The organism is Kribbella sp. NBC_01505, assembly GCF_045040285.1.
Lineage (GTDB): Bacteria > Actinomycetota > Actinomycetes > Propionibacteriales > Kribbellaceae > Kribbella.
Genome location: NZ_CP109425.1, coordinates 2,607,249 through 2,623,562, shown reverse-complemented (window position 1 = coordinate 2,623,562; position 16,314 = coordinate 2,607,249). Strand labels below are relative to the sequence as shown.

Here is a 16,314-nt window from a genome sequence, read left to right as displayed (position 1 = left end):
TCTCACGTTCACAAGCTCCTAGAGTAAGAGGAGCCGCAGGGTACTGAACGCGGCTGCTGAGAACCACCCCCCAGGAGAATTGTGACGCGTGCCAACAGCCGTCGTCCCGGCCCGCCGACGAGAACCGAACGCGGCATCCCCGAGGCGACTGTCGCGCGCTTGCCGGTCTATCTGCGGGCGCTGACCGCGCTGTCGGACAGTGGTATCGCGACCGCGTCGAGTGAGGACCTGGCCACCGCGGCCGGCGTCAACTCCGCGAAGCTGCGCAAGGATCTGTCCTACCTGGGCTCCTACGGCACCCGCGGCGTCGGGTACGACGTGGAGTACCTCCGCTACCAGATCGCCCGGGAGATCGGCGTCACCCAGGACTGGGCCGTCGTCATCGTCGGGATCGGAAACCTCGGCCACGCGCTCGCGAACTACTCCGGCTTCGGGACCCGCGGGTTCCGCATCGTTGCCCTGCTCGACGCCGACCCGAAGCTGGTCGGCGAGCGGATCGGTGACATGGAGGTCCGCGACTTCGCCGAGCTCGAGCACATCGTGGAGACCGACCGGGTCTCGATCGGCGTCATCACCACGCCCGCCGGTCCGGCCCAGGAGGTCTGCGACCGGCTGGTCGCGGCCGGGGTGACCAGCATCCTGAACTTCGCGCCGGTGGTGCTGTCCGTGCCCGACGGCGTCGACATCCGCAAGGTGGACCTCTCGATCGAGTTGCAGATCCTGGCGTACCACGAACAACGAAAGTCCGGAGAGGTGGCGCTCCCCCAGGTGCCCGAGCTACCAGCGACCAACGGTCTTGCCTCCGATCTGACCGCAGGCGACCTGCCCGCCGTGGGCGGGGGTGTCAGCGCGTGAGTTACCTGGTTGTCGGGATCAGTCACCGGTCGGCGGACATCAACGTGCTGGAGCGGGTCGCGCTGGATCCGGACGCGGCGACCAAGCTCGCGCTGGCCGTGCAGAACACCCCGGCCGTGACCGAGTCCGCCGTGCTGGCGACCTGTAACCGCACCGAGGTCTACGCGACCGTCGACCGCTTCCACGCGGGCATGGACGAGGTCACCGCGATCCTGTCCGACGTCACCGGCGTACCGCTGATCGATCTGGCCGAGCACCTGTACGTGCACTTCGAGGAAGGCGCGGTCGCGCATCTCTTCCAGGTCGCGGTCGGGCTCGACTCGATGATCGTCGGCGAGAGCCAGATCCTCGGCCAGGTGAAGGAATCGCTGCGCGTCGGCCAGGACCTGGAGACGATCGGCACCGACCTGAACGCCCTGATCCAGCACGCGTTGCGGGTCGGCAAGCGGGCTCGCGCCGAGACCGGGATCGACTCCGCCGGCCGCTCGGTCGTGTCCGCCGGGCTCGAGGCCGTCGGCGGGTTCGAAGGCCGCCGCGCCCTGATCGTCGGCGCCGGATCGATGGCCTCGCTGGCCGCACAGACGTTGATCAACGGCGGCGCCGCGAGCGTGGTCATTGCCAACCGCAACTATGAGCGCGCGGTCGCGTTGACCGATCGCATCGGCGGTACGGCGATCCAGCTGGCAAACGTTCCGGACGCACTGGCCGAGGCCGACCTGGTGGTGTCCTGCACCGGTGCCCGCGGAGTCGTGTTGACCGCGGAGATGATCCGGAACGCCAGTGACGGAAGGGCTTTCGGGGTGCTGGACGTTGCGCTGCCGCGCGATGTCGCTCCCGAAGCCGCCCGGATTCCCGGCGTCACACTGGTCACACTTGCCGACCTGGCCGGCACTGCCGGTGGCAGCGAAGACGACATCGAGGATGTACGGCGAATTGTCGCCGCCGAGACGGGTGCGTTCGAGGCAACTCGGCGGGCCGCCTCGGTAGCCCCGACCGTCGTCGCGCTGCGGGCGATGGCCAGTGAGCTGGTCGATTCCGAGCTGGCCCGGCTGGAGCGCCGGCTGCCCGGCCTGGACGACAACCAGCGGCACGAGGTGGCCCGGACGATCCGCCGGGTCGTCGACAAGGTGCTGCACAACCCGACCGTTCGGGTGAAGGAACTTGCCGCCGATCCCGGCGGACCGACGTACGCGAACGCGCTGCGCGAACTGTTCGCCCTCGACCAGGCGACGGTCGACGCGGTGACGACGCCCAAGGCGCGCGGAGGTGAGCACGCATGATCAGACTGGGGACCCGGCGGTCCGCACTGGCAACCGCCCAGGCCAACCTGGTGGCCGACCAGTTGCGCGCACTCGGGCACGAGGTCGAGTTGGTTCCGATCGTCACCACCGGCGACGTCAACCTGGCGCCGATGCAGCAGATCGGTGGCACCGGCGTCTTCGTCAGCGCCCTGCGGGACGCGCTGATGGCACGCGAGATCGACATCGCGGTGCACTCGCTCAAGGATCTGCCGACCATCCCGGTCGAGGGCCTGACGGTCGGCGCGATCCCGCTCCGCGAGGATCCACGCGACGTACTGGTCGCCCGCGACGGGCTCACGCTCGGTGAACTGCAGCAGGGCGCGCTGGTCGGGACGGGCTCGGCCCGCCGGGTCGCGATGATCGAAGGGCTCGGTCTGGGGCTGGAGCTGACCGGGATCCGCGGCAACGTGGACACCCGGATCAAGCTCGTCACAGACGGTAAATTGGACGCGGTGGTCCTTGCGAGGGCAGGGTTGTCCCGGTTGGGACGGCTCGCCGAGGTGACCGAGACCCTGGATCCGATCCAGGTTCTGCCCGCGCCGGGACAAGGTGCCCTGGGCATCGAGTGCCGCGCGGACGACACCGAGGTACTGGCCGCCCTGGCTCCGCTGGAGGATCCGGCCACCCGTGCGGCGGTGACGGCGGAACGGCAGATGATGGCCACACTCGAGGCAGGGTGCTCGGCTCCGGTCGGAGCGCTCGCCGAGGTGGTCGAGGGTGAGGACGGTCCCGAGCTGTGGCTGCGGGGCGCGCTCGGCCAGGACGACGGCGTACGGCGGCTCTCCGCGAACGGGCCGGTGGACGATCCCGTGTCCCTCGGCATAGCGCTGGCGAACGAGTTGCTGGAGCGCTTATGACACCGCCACCACCGCCGGCACACGGCACGACGACAGCCAAGAAGACAAGCACCACGAGGACGAGGGCGAAGGCAGACGTGAGCAGCGCACAGACAGCAGCCTCCACCGCGGTATCCGCGACACCTCAGACAGTGCCGGCGAAGGCTGCCGCGAGCAGTGCGGCCAAGCAGCCGAGACCACTCGGTCACGTCACGTTCGTCGGCGTCGGCCCGGGTGACCCCTCGCTGCTGACCCTGGCCGGACGCGACGTCCTGGCCGGCGCGGACGCGGTCGTCGTCGAGGGACCGGAGCACAACGCCTTCCTGGCGTACTGCCGGCCGGGCGTCGAGGTGATCGACGGCTCCGGCGCCGAGGGCAGCCGCGCACTGCGCGTCGCCGCCCGTGGCCGCCTGGTGGTGAAGACCGCCAAGTCCGCCGCGAACGTCGTCCGCCTGCTGACCGGTGACCCGTTCACCTTCTCCAGCGGTGCGGAGGAGGCGGCCGCGTGCCGCAAGGCCGGCATCGGCTTCAACGTGATCCCCGGTGTCAGCGAGGTGAGCGCGGTCCCGACGTACGCGGGAATCCCGCTGACCATGAAGAACGACCGCGAGGTCACGGTTCTCGACCTGGCCGAGACCAAGCTGGACCTGAGCCGCCTGCACGCCAAGCAGACGCTGGTGCTGCTGAACGCGACCGATGTCCTCAAGGACACCGTGGCCGGGCTCCTCGAGGCAGGCTTCGACTCTTCGACCCCGGTCGCGGCAACGGTCGGCGGCACGACGACGGCGCAGACCAGCGTGGTCGGCACCCTCGAGACGATCGTCGCGGACCTGCGGGCCGCCAAGGTGGTCGGCGAGGCCGTGATCGTGATCGGCGCCGTGGTCGAGCAGCGCGAGGCGCTGTCCTGGTTCGAGACCAAGCCGCTGTTCGGCTGGCGGATCCTGGTGCCGCGCACCAAGGACCAGGCCGGTCCGCTGATGGACCGCCTCCGCCGGTACGGCGCGATGCCCGAAGAGGTCCCCACGATCTCCGTGGAGCCGCCGCGCAACCCGCAGCAGATGGACAAGGCGATCCGCGGGCTCGTCGAGGGCCGCTACGAGTGGGTCGCGTTCACCTCGGTCAACGCGGTCAAGGCGGTCCGGGAGAAGTTCGACGAGTACGGGCTGGACGCGCGGGCGTTCTCCGGGCTGAAGATCGCGGCGGTCGGCGACAAGACCGCCGAGGCGATCGGCGCCTGGGGCATCCGTCCGGACCTGACCCCGACCGGTGAGCAGTCCGCCGCCGGTCTGGTCGAGGACTGGCCGCCGTTCGACGAGGTGCTGGACCCGATCAACCGGGTCTTCCTGCCGCGGGCCGACATCGCGACCGAGACGCTGGTCGCTGGTCTGACCGATCTCGGCTGGGAGGTCGACGACGTCACGGCGTACCGGACCGTCCGGGCCGCGCCGCCGCCGGCGCCGACCCGCGAGGCGATCAAGTCGGGCAAGTTCGACGCGGTGGTCTTCACCTCGTCGTCCACGGTGCGGAACCTGGTCGGTATCGCCGGCAAGCCGCACGCCTCGACCGTGATCGCCGTGATCGGCCCGGCCACGCTGAAGACGGCCGAGGAGCACGGACTGCGCGTCGACGCGATGGCCGATGCGCCGTCCGCCGAGGAGCTGGCCGACGCACTCGCCCGGTTCGGTGCGGACCGGCGTGACACCATGGTGGAAGCGGGCGAGCCCGTGACCCGCCCCTCGGAACGTCGTGCAGGATCTCGTCGGAAGAGCTGAGACTGTGACTGGTTTCCCGGATGTGAGGCCCCGTCGGCTGCGACAGTCGGCGGCGATGCGCAGGCTGGTCGCGGAGACCACGCTCGAGCCGCGGCAGCTGATCCTGCCGATGTTCGTCCGGGAAGGCGCGCGGGAGCCGCTGCCGATCTCGTCGATGCCGGGTGTCTACCAGCACACCCGCGACACCGCGCGGAAGGCGGTCGCGGAGGCGGCGCAGCTGGGGCTCGGCGGCGTGATGCTGTTCGGGGTTCCGGAGGAGAAGGACGAGGTCGGATCGGGCGCGCTCGACCCCGACGGCATCCTGAACGTCGCGATCCGGGACGCGGTCAGCGAGGCCGGCGACTCGTTGCTGGTGATGTCGGACCTGTGCCTGGACGAATTCACCTCGCACGGGCACTGCGGCGTACTGGACTCCGAAGGTCGCGTGGACAACGACGCGACGCTGAAGATCTATGCCGAGATGGGCGTCGCGCAGGCCTCGGCCGGCGCGCACATCGTCGGTCCGTCCGGGATGATGGACGGCCAGGTCGGCGTCGTACGGCGCGCGCTGGATGCCGCCAACTTCCAGGACACGGTGATCCTGGCGTACGCCGTGAAGTACGCGTCAAGCTTCTTCGGCCCGTTCCGCGAGGCCGTGAACTCGTCGCTCCAGGGCGACCGCAAGACCTACCAGCAGGACGGCGCGAACGCCCGCGACGCGATCCGCGAGGTCGACCTCGACATTGCCGAGGGCGCCGACATCGTGATGGTGAAGCCCGCGCTCCCGTATCTGGACATCATCCGCCAGGTCCGCGACCACGTGAACGTGCCAGTCGCGGCGTACAACATCTCCGGCGAGTACGCCATGGTCGAGGCCGCCGCGGCGAACGGCTGGATCCACCGCGAGAACGCCATCCTCGAGACCCTGACCTCGATCCGCCGCGCGGGCGCCGACCAGATCCTCACCTACTGGGCCGCCGAAGCCGTAGCCCTCCTCGACCGCCGCTGACCTTTCGCTAGCGGAGGACGGTGTAGTCGGATTGGACGAAGCCGGCTTTTAGGGTGCGGGTGGCGTTGTGGACCAGGGTGATGTCTTGGTCGAGGGGGCCGAAGAGGGGGATGCCGGTGCCGATCAGGACGGGGGCTGTGGTGATGGTGAGCTCGCTGAGGAGGCCGGCCCGGAGGAAGGTCTGGATGACTCGGCCGCCGTCGGCGTAGATGCGTCGGGCGTTGCGGTCGGCGAGGGTCTCGACCAGGGCGTCGAGGGTGCGGTGGACGATGACGCGTTCGTCGGCATCCGCGCCCAGGGTGCTGCTGAGGACCTCGACGTGTTTGCCTTCGTAGGGCCAGAAGTCGAAGGTGAGCACCTTCTCGAAGGTGTTGCGGCCCATCACGACAGTGTCGATCGACGCCATGAACTCGTCGTACCCGGTGTCGCCGGCCTGCTCGCCACGCTCGGTCAGCCAGTCGATCGAGCCGTCGGGCCGCGCGATGTAGCCGTCCAGGCTGGTCGCGATGAAAACCGCCGCATGAAAGGTCACCGCCCAAGTGTAGGCTGATGACGTGCTGACCCGCGTCGCTGTGGCTGGTGTGCACGGTCACGGCGCTACCCATGTCCGGAATGTCCTGAGGCTGGCCGACCGTGCGCGGCTGGTGGCGATCGCGGATCCGCGTCCACCGACCGATCTTCCAACGGGGGTTGAGGTTTTCGGCACCCTCGATCAGTTGCTAGAGGCAACTGATGTCGACGTGGTGATCATCAGTACGCCGATCCAGACGCATGTGCCGCTGGCCGAGCTGGCACTGCGATCGGGCGCCGACGTACTGCTGGAGAAGCCGCCGACCGCGTCGCTGGCCGAGTTCGAGCAGCTGTCGGCGGTGCTCGCGGAGACCGGCCGGGTGTGCCAGGTCGGGTTCCAGGCGCAGGCCGCGCAGGCCACGTTGCACCTCGCGAAGATCATGGCCGAGGGGCAGCTCGGAGAGATCCGAGGAATCAGTGCCATCGGCAAATGGGTTCGCACGGCCCGGTACTTCGATCGTGCGCCCTGGGCCGGTCGCCGGACCCTGAACGGCGTCCCGGTGGTCGACGGTGCCGTGACGAATCCCTTGGCCCATTCGACCGCGGCCGCGCTGTTGCTCGACGGTTCGACCGGCGTGCACGACATCCGCTCCGTCGAAACCGACCTGTTCCGGGCCAACGGCATCGAATCCGACGACACCTCGACGGTTCGCATCACGACCACCCGCGGTACGCCGATCGTCGTCGCGGTCACGTTGTGTGCGATCGAGCACTTGGACCCGACCGTGATAGTCCACGGCTCTCAAGGTCGTGCCGTTCTGCACTACTCGACCGACACTCTCGTGCTGCCGGACGGCGTCCACACCTTCGAGCGGGCCGACCTGCTGACGAATCTCCTCGACCATCGTGCGGACCCCGCCGTACCTCTCTACTGTCCCTTCGCGGCGACCGGCGGATTCACCCGCGTCGTCGAGGCGATCCGGCTGGCTCCCGAGCCCGCGGTGATCCCGGATTCCTTCCTGCGTTGGGAAGGCGAGGGCCCCGACCGGCACCCGATCGTCGAGAACGTCGAGCACTGGATCGACCGGGCCTCCGACGAATTGGCATTGTTCAGCGAACTCCGCGCACCCTGGATATGAGTACTGCGCACCGTTTGTCCGTACACCGGCCGATCACGACCGAGCAGGTTTTCCTCCGCGCGGTTCCGTGAATTTGTCGAGTTTGCCTTTCGAACGTGTAAAGGTCAGGGTGGGTGGGCAGGTTCGAGACGTTTCCGGATTCGCCTCCCCTTTCGGGGCCGGGAACCGGTAGCCTCGTGCCGCCGTACCAGTCAGCCCCGCCGTCCGCGACGGAACTGCCGGAGTGCCCAAACCGGTCAGGAGACCACGTCTTGCAGGAGAACACCAGCAATCCCAGTACTGGCGAACTGGCGAACGTACCCCTCACCGGAGCGGACAAGGTCGCCTACGCTTTCTACGCCACGGCGGCCGCGGCCGCCCTCGTCGGTCAGGTGTGGGCCGGTGTGACCCACATCCCGTGGCCCGACGCCGGCTTCTCGACGTTCCTCAAGATCGTCCTCGTCACGCCGGCGGTGGCGGTCCTCGAGCTCGGTGGCGTCGCCACGGCCGCGCTGGCCGACCTGCGCCGCCGCAAGGGTGAGACGGCCTACGCCTACCGGGCGATGTCGTTGTTCGCGGCCGTGATCGCGGTCGTCTTCAACGTGGTCGGGCACTGGCGGCCGGAGGAGCGCTTCCTGGCCTTCGGCTTCGGCGGTCTGTCGGCGTTCGCCTATGTGCTGTGGCTGATCCACAGCTCGGCCCGCCGTCGCGACGCGCTGCGTCGCGCCGGGCAGATGATGACGACCTCACCGGTGTACGGCGTGGTCCAGTGGGCGCGGGAGCCGAAGGTCACCTGGCAGGCGCGGTCGCTGGCGATCGAGCACGGCTACAGCCTCTACGAGAGCCTGCACGCGGCCCGGCACCAGATCCGGAACAAGACCCGCCGTGACGCGATCGCGAGCACGGTCGCGGAGTACATCCGCTCCGAGCACCAGGACGAGCGGCTGGCGAAGATCGCCGAGACGACCTACGACCCGGACCGGCTGGCCGGCATGCTCGAGGACCGGATCAACTACGAGGTCATCACCAACAAGCTGACCAAGGCGATCTCGCCGCCGCCGGAGCCGGAGGAGACCCCGGACCCGGAGCTGCGCGCGGCCGTCTGGGTGGTCGAGGGTGAGGCGCCGCGAGCACGGCAGATCCGCGCGTCGGACACCGGCGTCTCGCTGCGCGACGAAGGCGCCTGGGGCGACGCGATGACCGGTGAGCTGATGGCGGTGGACTACCTGCCGTACGACCGCAGCACCGACGAGTCGGTCGCCGAGGCGGTCGTGGTCGAGGACCAGAGCGAGCACGTCGTGCGGAACGGCAAGGCCAACGGCAAGCTGAAGCCGACCGCGCCGAAGGAGAAGGTCGAGCCGGTCGTGCAGAAGCCGGCCGCGCCGTCCCCCTTCGCCGGGCCCACCGACACCGAGCCGCCGGCCCTGATCACCACCCCGGAAGCGAAGGCCAAGAGCACGGCCGCCGAGCCCCCCAAGGGCGACGACGAGCCGGAGCCCACCGCCCTCGAGAAGAAGCGCGCCCGCGCCTGGGCCCTGCTCGCCGACTGGCCCGAGGGCCGCGAGCGCACCGCCCAGTCCCTGGCCGCCGCGATCGCCTCCAGCGAGCCGATGGCAGCCCGCTTCATCCAGCAGTACGACGTCGAGCACGGTCTCGCCACGACCTCGCAGAACTGATCGTCTCCAGAGCCCGCGCCGATCTTCGGCGCGGGCTCTAGCTTTCCCAGACCGGGACTGACGGCAGCCCGAGGCTGGCGCGGGCTGCGTCTGTGAGGCGCTGCACGACCTCTGTCTTCGCGATGGTGTAGTCGAAGCCGCTCAGGCCCTCAGCAGCCAGCCGGCGCTTCAGGTCGCCGTACTCCTGTACGGCGGCCGGCGTCTCCCGCAGGTAGTCGCGCAGAATCCGCTGGTTCAGGCCGGCCCACGCCTCAGCCGGGAACACATGCAGGTTGTGTGTCAGCACCCCATCCACGACCCGCGTGTACGTACGCCGCCCGGGCGGTCCCGCCGGCTCATGTGTGAACCCAAGCGCATGCAGTTCCGCATCCCGTCCGGCAACCGCCTCCAGGTCATCGGCACAGGCCCCGATGTCGATCACCGGCTTCGCCACCAACCCCGGTACGGCGGTGCTCCCGATGTGCTCGATCTCCCGGGCCGCTGGGCCAAGCGCGTCCCGCAGCTGACCGGCCATCGCGGCGAACTGCTCCGCCCACGCCTCGTCGTACTCCGCCAACACCGTCATGCCCCGGAGGCTAACCCGCCGAAGGTGCGACGGTAGCCGGTCGGAGTGGTGGCGAAGGCCTTGGTGAAATGCTGCCGCAGCAGGACGGCGGTGCCGAAGCCGGCGGCGGTGGCGATCTGGTCGACGGTGAGCTTCGTGGTCTCGAGGAGCTCCTGCGCCAGCGTCAGCCGCTGACGGATGAGCCACTGCAGTGGGGTCGTGCCGGTCTGGGCGCGGAACTGCCGGCTCAGCGTCCGGGTGCTCATCGAAGCGCGGACCGCGATCGCGTCCAGGGTGAGCGGCTCGGCGAGGTGGTCGCGCATCCAGCGCTGCACGGGTTCCAGCGAATCGTTGCCTGCAGCAACAGGTGCGGTGACGAACTGGGCCTGTCCGCCGGCTCGGTGCGGCGCCATCACCAGCCGCCGGGCGACCGTCGCCGCGACCGCCGAACCGTGGTCGCGGCGGACCAGATGCAGACAGAGATCCAGCCCGGCGGTCACACCGGCCGAGGTCAGGACGTCACCGTCATCGAGGTAGAGCGCGTCGGCGACCACGTCGACCGCTGGGTACCGGCGGGCCAGATCTGCCGCATGGGCCCAGTGGGTGGTCGCCCGACGTCCGTCGAGCAGCCCGGCCTCCGCGAGCACGAAGGCGCCGGTGCAGATCGACGCCACCCGGATGCCGCGCCGATGTGCCTCGCGGACGATCTCGACCGCCTCGGGTGCGGCCTCGAAGGCGGCCGGGACGATCAAGGTGTGCGCCTCCAGTGCCGCGGACAGTGGGTACGGCGGGTCCGCCTGGAAGATCGGCCGTCGATGCGCGACCACCGTCGTACGGCGGGATCCGCACACGCGGACGTCGTACAGGTCCGCGCCGGTGAGCGGGTCGGCCGCGGTCGCGAACACCTGGCAGGCGCCGGCCAGCTCGATGCCGACGCTGCCGTCGAGGACGAGAGCGGCCACGGTGAGCATGGCGTGAATCTACTTGATCATGTCTTTCCAGCCACTCTCCAAGGAGAGCTGCCCGGACCAGAGTAGGGAGATGCGAATCGATCTACTGATGTTCGACGGAGTCGCCGAGGTGGACGTACTCGCGACGTACGCGGTCTTTGCCAACGCGAAGGGCCGCGGGGTGGACGTGGATCCGCGGCTCGTGACCGCGGATGGCGCGACCACTGTGAAGGGCTGTTACGGAACGACGATCAGTGACCTGGAGCCGTGGTCGCCCGAGACGGCTCGTGTCCTCGCGGTGTCGGGCTGCTGGATCGAGGAGGAGATCGCGCGCGGCGTCATCCCGGCGCAGCTCGCCGCGGCCAAGCAGGTCGGTGGTCCCGGGCTGATCCTGGCGGGGATCGATTCCGGCGCGATCCTGCTCGGTGCGGCCGGTCTGATCGAGGGTCGCCCAGCCACGACGCACCGTCCCGGCTACGACCTTCTGAAGCCGTACGCCGAGGTGATCGACGCCCGGATCGTCGATGACGGTGACCTGGTCACCTGTGGCAGCGGCTGGTTCGCCGGTGTGGACCTCGCCTGCTGGCTGCTCGAGCGTGAGCTGGGTGCCGCGGCCGAGGTCGTCGCCCTCGAGCAGTGGATCGGCCGGGACCGCCAGGGAACGGTCTGGCGGCGCTAGAGGCTCGTGCCGGGGGCGCCGATGCCGTGGAGGAGGGTTTCTATCACCTGGGTGGCGACCGCGTCGGTGTCGATCTCTTCGTCGGGGTGGGATGCGGCGTCCTGGCAGACCTCGTGGAGGAGGGCGTAGTAGACGCGGCGGGCCCAGAGGGGCGTGACGTCGGGACGGAGGATGCCGGCTTCGGCGAGGCGGGCGAAGAGCGCGTCGCAGCGTTCGACGACGCCGGCCTGGATCCGGTCGGCTTCGTTGCCTGGGGCAAGCGATGCGTTCATCGCGAAACCCCAGGAGAGCTTGACCGCCAGCACGTTGGTGGTCGCCTGGTAGAGGGCGATCAGCGGGGGTGTCGAATCCGGGCGGGCCGCTTCGACGGCGTCGGCCAGTTGCTGAGCGGCCCAGGTGGCGAGGGCGGCGATCAGCGCCTCGCGGGTGGCGAACCGGCGGTGCACGGTGGTGCGGGCGACGCCGGCCGCGGCGGCGATCTCCTCCATGGTGGCGTTCGGCTTGCGGTTCAGGGTGCGCTCGGCCGCTTCCAGGATCGTCAGCACGGTACGGGCACTGTCCGCGCGCAGCCTGGTCTCGGTCATGCGGGCAAGACTACCTGCTGGATGCGTCTCGGTCACTACTTGCGTCAACAGTGATGCAAGTTGTACCTTGAAGAGGTCAACGACGATGCATCTAGGGAGAATCTGATGGACCTGCAGCTGAAGGACAAGACAGCGCTCGTCACCGGTGCCAGCCGGGGGATCGGCCTGGCCGTGGTCGAGCAGCTCATCGCCGAAGGGGTCCGCGTGGCCGCGGTCGCCCGGACCAGTACGCCGGAGCTGCGGTCGACCGGCGCGTTCGTCGTACAGGCTGATCTCGGCATTGCCGGTGGGCCTGAGCAGGCGGTTGCCGCGGCGCTCGCCGAGCTGGGTGAGCTGGATGTGCTGGTGAACAACGTCGGCGGCGGTGACGGCGAGCTCGGTGCCGGGTTCCTGGACATCGACGACGCCACCTGGCAGACGATGTACGAGCTGAACCTCTTCGCGATGGTTCGTGCGACGCGGGCGGCTCTGCCGAGCCTGATCCGGCAGCAGGGTGCGATCGTCAACGTCTCGTCGAACTCGGCGCGGATGCCGTCGGCCGGCCCGACGCCGTACTCGACCGCGAAGGCGGCGGTGACGGCTCTGAGCAAGGCACTGGCCGAGGAGTTCGGCCCGCAGGGCGTGCGCGTGAACACGGTGTCACCCGGTGCCGTGCGGACGGCGCTCTGGACCTCCCCCGACGGGTACGGCGGCAAGCTCGCGCGTCAGCTCGGTATCCCGCAGGAGCACCTGCTCGCGGCGCTGCCGGAGCAGACCGGGATGCTCACCGGCCGCCTGGTCGAGCCCGCCGAGGTCGCCGCCCTGGTCACCCAGCTCTGCTCGCCGCTGTCCGCCAGCATCATCGGCGCCGACATCCTCATCGACGCCGGCGGCACCAAGACCGCGTGACCCATTTGGTGGGTGGACGCCTCAGATGGGGGGTTCCCGTACCGAATTTCCGTGCGGGAATCTCCCACCTGATGGCGTTCCCCCCAAAGGCCGGCTAGCTGGCCGGCGGGCCGACGGTACTGGGGAAACCAACAGGCCGGATTCGACAGCCAGAACTCCCCACTACCTGCTCTCTCATGCCACCACCAGCGGCCGGAGACACAAACCGTGGCCGGCGACCCCGGGCAACAGGTCTCCCGCCACCACAAGATGTCTCCCGCCACCACAAGATGTCTCCCGCCACCACAAGATGTCTCCAGCCACCACTGGTGGCGCGAGAACCACCAGATTCGGTCCGCTGACGGCACTCCACCGGACGCCTCGGTGCCCGAGTCGCTCGCCGTTGGACCCCTTTGCGGGGCAGTACTGCCACGGAGCGGCAGCAGATCCCCGCAAACCGAGCAAACCCCCAGCCAGCGGAGCTAACGTCCGAAGGATCGGAGACGGGGCTCTCCGTTCGTTCGGACGTTAACCGGTGCGCGTGGCTAACGTCCGAAGGATCGGAGACGGGGCCTTCCGTTCGTTCGGACGTTAGTGTGCGGCGGCCGGCTGTTGGCGCCGTACCAGCCTTCTGGCTAGCCGGGCCCGGCGGCCCACCACCCGACGGTTACTTCGTGCCGAAGGTGTAGACGGTGGTGGACTGGTAGGTCTGGCCGGGGCGCAGGACCGTGGAGGGGAAGTTGGGCTGGTTGGGGGAGTCGGGGAAGTGCTGGGTCTCGAAGGCGAAGGCGTCGCCCTGGCGGTAGGCCTTGTCGCCGATGCCGCGGAAGGTGCCGTCGAGGAAGTTGCCGCTGTAGAACTGCGCCCCCGGCTGGTCGGTGTGCACGGTCACCGTGCGGCCGCTCTCGGGCTCCCAGAAGCGCGCCGCGAACCGCTGTCCGTCCGCGCCCGCCTTGCCGCCGAGGACGAAGTTGTGGTCGTACCCACGGCCGACGACGAGCTGCGGGTGGTCGCCGCGCAGCCGGGCGCCGATCGCGGTCGGCTTGTTGAAGTCGAACGGCGTCCCCGCGACCGGAGCGAGCTCGCCGGTCGGGATCAGGCCGGCGTCGACCGGCGTGTACTTCGGCGCGTTCAGCTCCAGGATGTGGCCGTCGATCGAGCCACTGCCCTCGCCGGCCAGGTTGAAGTACACGTGGTTGGTCAGGTTCACGATGGTCGGCTTGCCCTTGACCGTCGCGTGGTAGTCGATCCGCAGGTTGTCCGACTTGTCGAGCGTGTAGGTGACGGTCGTGGTCAGCTCACCAGGGAAGCCCATCTCGCCGTCCGGGCTGACGTAGCTGAAGGCCACGCCGACCGCCTTCGACGACTGCACGGTCTTGGCCGACCAGACCCGCTTGTCGAAGCCCGTCGTACCGCCGTGCAGTGCGTTCTCGCCGTTGTTGATCGGGATCTGGTACGACGTCCCGTCGATCGAGAACTTGCCCTTCGCGATCCGGTTGCCGTAGCGGCCGATGGTGGCGCCGAAGTACGGGCTGAGCGCGGCGTAGTCGGGCAGGTTGTCGAAGCCCAGGCTGATGTTCTTCACCCGGCCGCGCCGGTCCGGCGTCTCGATCCGCTGCAGGGTGGCGCCCCAGGTCAGCATCGAGATCGTCACCCGGCCGTTGGAGAACGTGTAGACGTCCACCTTCTTGCCGTCCGGCGTGGTCCCGAACGGGTCCTTGCGGATCTCCAGCTTGCCGTGATGTGCGCCCATGGAAGCCAACCTATCTGGCGTGCCGGCGGCCTCCGCGGTGGTGCTCAAGGCTCCCGCGGCGGCAGCGCCCAGGCCCAGGGCTCCAGCCGTCCGGAGTACCTGGCGGCGAGGCAGGTGATCGGGCATCGCATTCCCCTCACTGAGTCGACAACGGCGGCGGGAGCGTTTCCACGCCGCCCCGCGCACTGTAAGCATTCCGGTCCAGTGTTTGGAATAGTTCGGAACGGTGTGAATTCGTCCGACCTCTCCAACGTTGTGAAACTCCCCGGCCCGCGCTGACCGGATCGGTCCGCTGCGCGCCGCGATCGGGCCTCCTCAAGACCCGCGACGGTCGGTGACGATGGACCCATGAGCCGAACCGCACTTCTCGTCGTCGACGTCCAGGAATCCTTCCGGGTCCGCCCGAGCTGGCAGATCGTGAACCACCCCGACATCGCCGACCGCGTCAACCGGCTGGTGACCGCTTCCCGGGCTGCCGGCGACCTGGTCGTCTGGGTCCTGCACACCGAGCCAGGCACCGGTACGACGTTCGATCCGGCCAGCGGTCACGTCCGCCTGATCGAGGGGCTGGAACCGGCCGAGGGTGAGCCGGTGATCAGCAAGACCGCGCACAACGCCTTCACCACCACCAATCTGCAGCAGCTGCTCACCCAGCACGGCGTCACCGACGTGATCGTCTCCGGCATCCGCACCGAGCAGTGCTGCGAGACCACCACCCGCGTCGCCTCCGACCTCGGGTACGACGTCACGTTCGTCACCGAGGCCACCGCGACCATGCCGCTCCCGCACTGGACGCTGCCTGCCGACGCGACCAACGAGCAGATCCTCGCCGACCCGCGAACCCTCTCGGCCGAGGCAGTCACCGAACGTACCGAATACGCGCTGGCGGGACGGTTCGCCACCATTCGGACGATTGACGAGTTGGCCGCCGTACCCGTGTCATCCTGACCGAATGGGGAGTGTCCGGGTCGTCTTCGTCCTGGTGCCGAAGCTGCACCTGCTGGACCTGGCCGGGCCGGCGCAGGTCTTCTCGACCGCTGACAACCTCGGCTACGGCTACGAGCTGACCTATGTGGCCGAGGCCGAGGAGGTCATGACTGCGCAGGGCGTGCCGCTGAAGACCCAGCGGGAGTGGCCGGAGCTCGGTCCGGACGACCTCGTCGTCGTACCGGGCTGGCGATCGCCGCGGCTGCTCCCGGTGCCGCCGATCGGCCCGTCGATCCAGCAGCGGTTGCGGGATCATCATGCGGCCGGCGGATCGGTCGCGAGCGTCTGCTCCGGAGCCGACGCACTCGGCGCGGCCGGGCTGCTGGACGGCCGCCGCTACACGACCCATCACGACCTGACCGAGATGATGGCCGACCGGTATCCGCGGGCGACCATCGTCCGGGATGTCCTGTACGTCGTCGACGACCGCGTCATCACGTCCGCCGGGATCGCGAGCGGGATCGACCTCGCCCTGCATCTGGTCGCCGGCGCACGCGGTGCCGAAGCGGCCGCCCGGATCGCGCGCGAGATGGTCGTCTACGCCCGCCGCAACGGCGACGAACTGCAGGAGAGCGCGATGCTCCGGCACCGCGGTCATCTGAGCGATCTCGCGCACCGCGTCCAGGACGTGATCGACGCCCGGTACGCCGACCGCCTGCTGCTCGCCGATCTCGCCGACCAGGTCAGTGTCAGCGAACGCACCCTGACCCGGATGTTCACCACCGCGACCGGGCTCACCCCACTGCGCTACCAGCAACTGCTCAGGCTGGAGCGAGCCGAGCACCTGATCGGCCACGGCAGCACGATCGAGGCCGCCGCCCGAGCAGTCGGCTTCGAAGACGCCCGCATGCTCCGCCGCCTCCGCTCTCGATCTGGCCCGTAACGTCCGAAGGA

General features: G+C 69.2%; 16 protein-coding genes. 11 read left to right on the top strand and 5 right to left on the bottom strand.

The features are described 5' to 3' along the window. Nucleotides 1–81 precede the first annotated feature (81 nt). From OG474_RS12350 to hemB, 5 genes are read left to right on the top strand one after another with little or no spacing between them, the layout of a single operon-like run. Nucleotides 82–855 (top strand): redox-sensing transcriptional repressor Rex, encoded by a 774-nt coding sequence (locus OG474_RS12350; RefSeq protein WP_405062395.1) that lies wholly within the window; start codon nt 82–84, stop codon nt 853–855. Next, complete coding sequence (locus OG474_RS12345) at nt 852–2,135, top strand: glutamyl-tRNA reductase (RefSeq protein WP_405062394.1); 1,284 nt, start codon at nt 852–854, stop codon at nt 2,133–2,135. Before OG474_RS12350 ends, OG474_RS12345 begins: the two co-directional genes overlap by 4 nt. After that, on the top strand, nt 2,132–3,013 hold the full coding sequence (gene hemC, locus OG474_RS12340; RefSeq protein ID WP_405062393.1) for a hydroxymethylbilane synthase: 882 nt from the start codon (nt 2,132–2,134) through the stop codon (nt 3,011–3,013). Before OG474_RS12345 ends, hemC begins: the two co-directional genes overlap by 4 nt. After that, complete coding sequence (locus OG474_RS12335; protein WP_405062392.1) at nt 3,010–4,764, top strand: uroporphyrinogen-III synthase; 1,755 nt, start codon at nt 3,010–3,012, stop codon at nt 4,762–4,764. The genes hemC and OG474_RS12335 overlap by 4 nt, the downstream gene beginning before the upstream one ends. Nucleotides 4,765–4,768: 4 nt before the next feature. Then, nucleotides 4,769–5,752: a porphobilinogen synthase gene (gene hemB / locus OG474_RS12330; RefSeq protein WP_405062391.1), complete on the top strand. Its 984-nt coding sequence runs from the start codon at nt 4,769–4,771 to the stop codon at nt 5,750–5,752. 7 nt (nt 5,753–5,759) lie between these two features. Here hemB and OG474_RS12325 read toward each other — a convergent pair whose 3' ends face one another. Beyond that, complete coding sequence (locus tag OG474_RS12325; RefSeq protein WP_405062390.1) at nt 5,760–6,284, bottom strand: dihydrofolate reductase family protein; 525 nt, start codon at nt 6,282–6,284, stop codon at nt 5,760–5,762. 22 nt (nt 6,285–6,306) lie between these two features. Between OG474_RS12325 and OG474_RS12320 the strand changes: the two genes are divergently transcribed. Together OG474_RS12320 and OG474_RS12315 are read left to right on the top strand one after the other, a co-directional pair. Next, a complete protein-coding gene (locus OG474_RS12320; RefSeq protein ID WP_405062389.1) occupies nt 6,307–7,401 on the top strand; it encodes a Gfo/Idh/MocA family protein in 1,095 nt (364 codons plus the stop codon). Nucleotides 7,402–7,652: 251 nt separating this feature from the next. Beyond that, on the top strand, nt 7,653–9,056 hold the full coding sequence (locus tag OG474_RS12315) for a hypothetical protein (protein ID WP_405062388.1): 1,404 nt from the start codon (nt 7,653–7,655) through the stop codon (nt 9,054–9,056). A 37-nt stretch (nt 9,057–9,093) separates the two neighbouring features. On the opposite strand, the gene OG474_RS12310 is transcribed toward OG474_RS12315, so the two are convergent. Both OG474_RS12310 and OG474_RS12305 read right to left on the bottom strand, forming a co-directional pair. Then, entirely contained in the window at nt 9,094–9,621 is a 528-nt protein-coding gene (locus tag OG474_RS12310; protein WP_405062387.1) for a GrpB family protein, read from the bottom strand. Continuing rightward, a complete protein-coding gene (locus tag OG474_RS12305) occupies nt 9,618–10,571 on the bottom strand; it encodes a GlxA family transcriptional regulator (protein ID WP_405062386.1) in 954 nt (317 codons plus the stop codon). Before OG474_RS12305 ends, OG474_RS12310 begins: the two co-directional genes overlap by 4 nt. 70 nt (nt 10,572–10,641) lie before the next feature. Between OG474_RS12305 and OG474_RS12300 the strand changes: the two genes are divergently transcribed. Next, complete coding sequence (locus tag OG474_RS12300) at nt 10,642–11,229, top strand: DJ-1/PfpI family protein (RefSeq protein ID WP_405062385.1); 588 nt, start codon at nt 10,642–10,644, stop codon at nt 11,227–11,229. Here OG474_RS12300 and OG474_RS12295 read toward each other — a convergent pair. Continuing rightward, nucleotides 11,226–11,813 (bottom strand): TetR/AcrR family transcriptional regulator, encoded by a 588-nt coding sequence (locus OG474_RS12295; protein ID WP_405062384.1) that lies wholly within the window; start codon nt 11,811–11,813, stop codon nt 11,226–11,228. The two genes, OG474_RS12300 and OG474_RS12295, sit on opposite strands and share 4 nt — an antisense overlap. 105 nt (nt 11,814–11,918) lie before the next feature. Between OG474_RS12295 and OG474_RS12290 the strand changes: the two genes are divergently transcribed. Beyond that, the gene (locus OG474_RS12290) at nt 11,919–12,701 is read left to right on the top strand and encodes an SDR family NAD(P)-dependent oxidoreductase (RefSeq protein ID WP_405062383.1); all 783 of its coding nucleotides are present in this window, start codon (nt 11,919–11,921) and stop codon (nt 12,699–12,701) included. Nucleotides 12,702–13,347: 646 nt separating this feature from the next. Here OG474_RS12290 and OG474_RS12285 read toward each other — a convergent pair. Beyond that, nucleotides 13,348–14,433, bottom strand: coding sequence for an aldose epimerase family protein (locus tag OG474_RS12285; RefSeq protein ID WP_405062382.1), 1,086 nt, complete (start codon nt 14,431–14,433; stop codon nt 13,348–13,350). A gap of 348 nt (nt 14,434–14,781) precedes the next feature. Here OG474_RS12285 and OG474_RS12280 point away from each other — a divergent pair, with 348 nt between their 5' ends. Further along, a complete protein-coding gene (locus tag OG474_RS12280) occupies nt 14,782–15,381 on the top strand; it encodes a cysteine hydrolase family protein (protein ID WP_405062381.1) in 600 nt (199 codons plus the stop codon). 4 nt (nt 15,382–15,385) lie between these two features. Continuing rightward, nucleotides 15,386–16,303 (top strand): GlxA family transcriptional regulator, encoded by a 918-nt coding sequence (locus tag OG474_RS12275; protein ID WP_405062380.1) that lies wholly within the window; start codon nt 15,386–15,388, stop codon nt 16,301–16,303. The last annotated feature ends 11 nt before the right edge of the window (nt 16,304–16,314 follow it).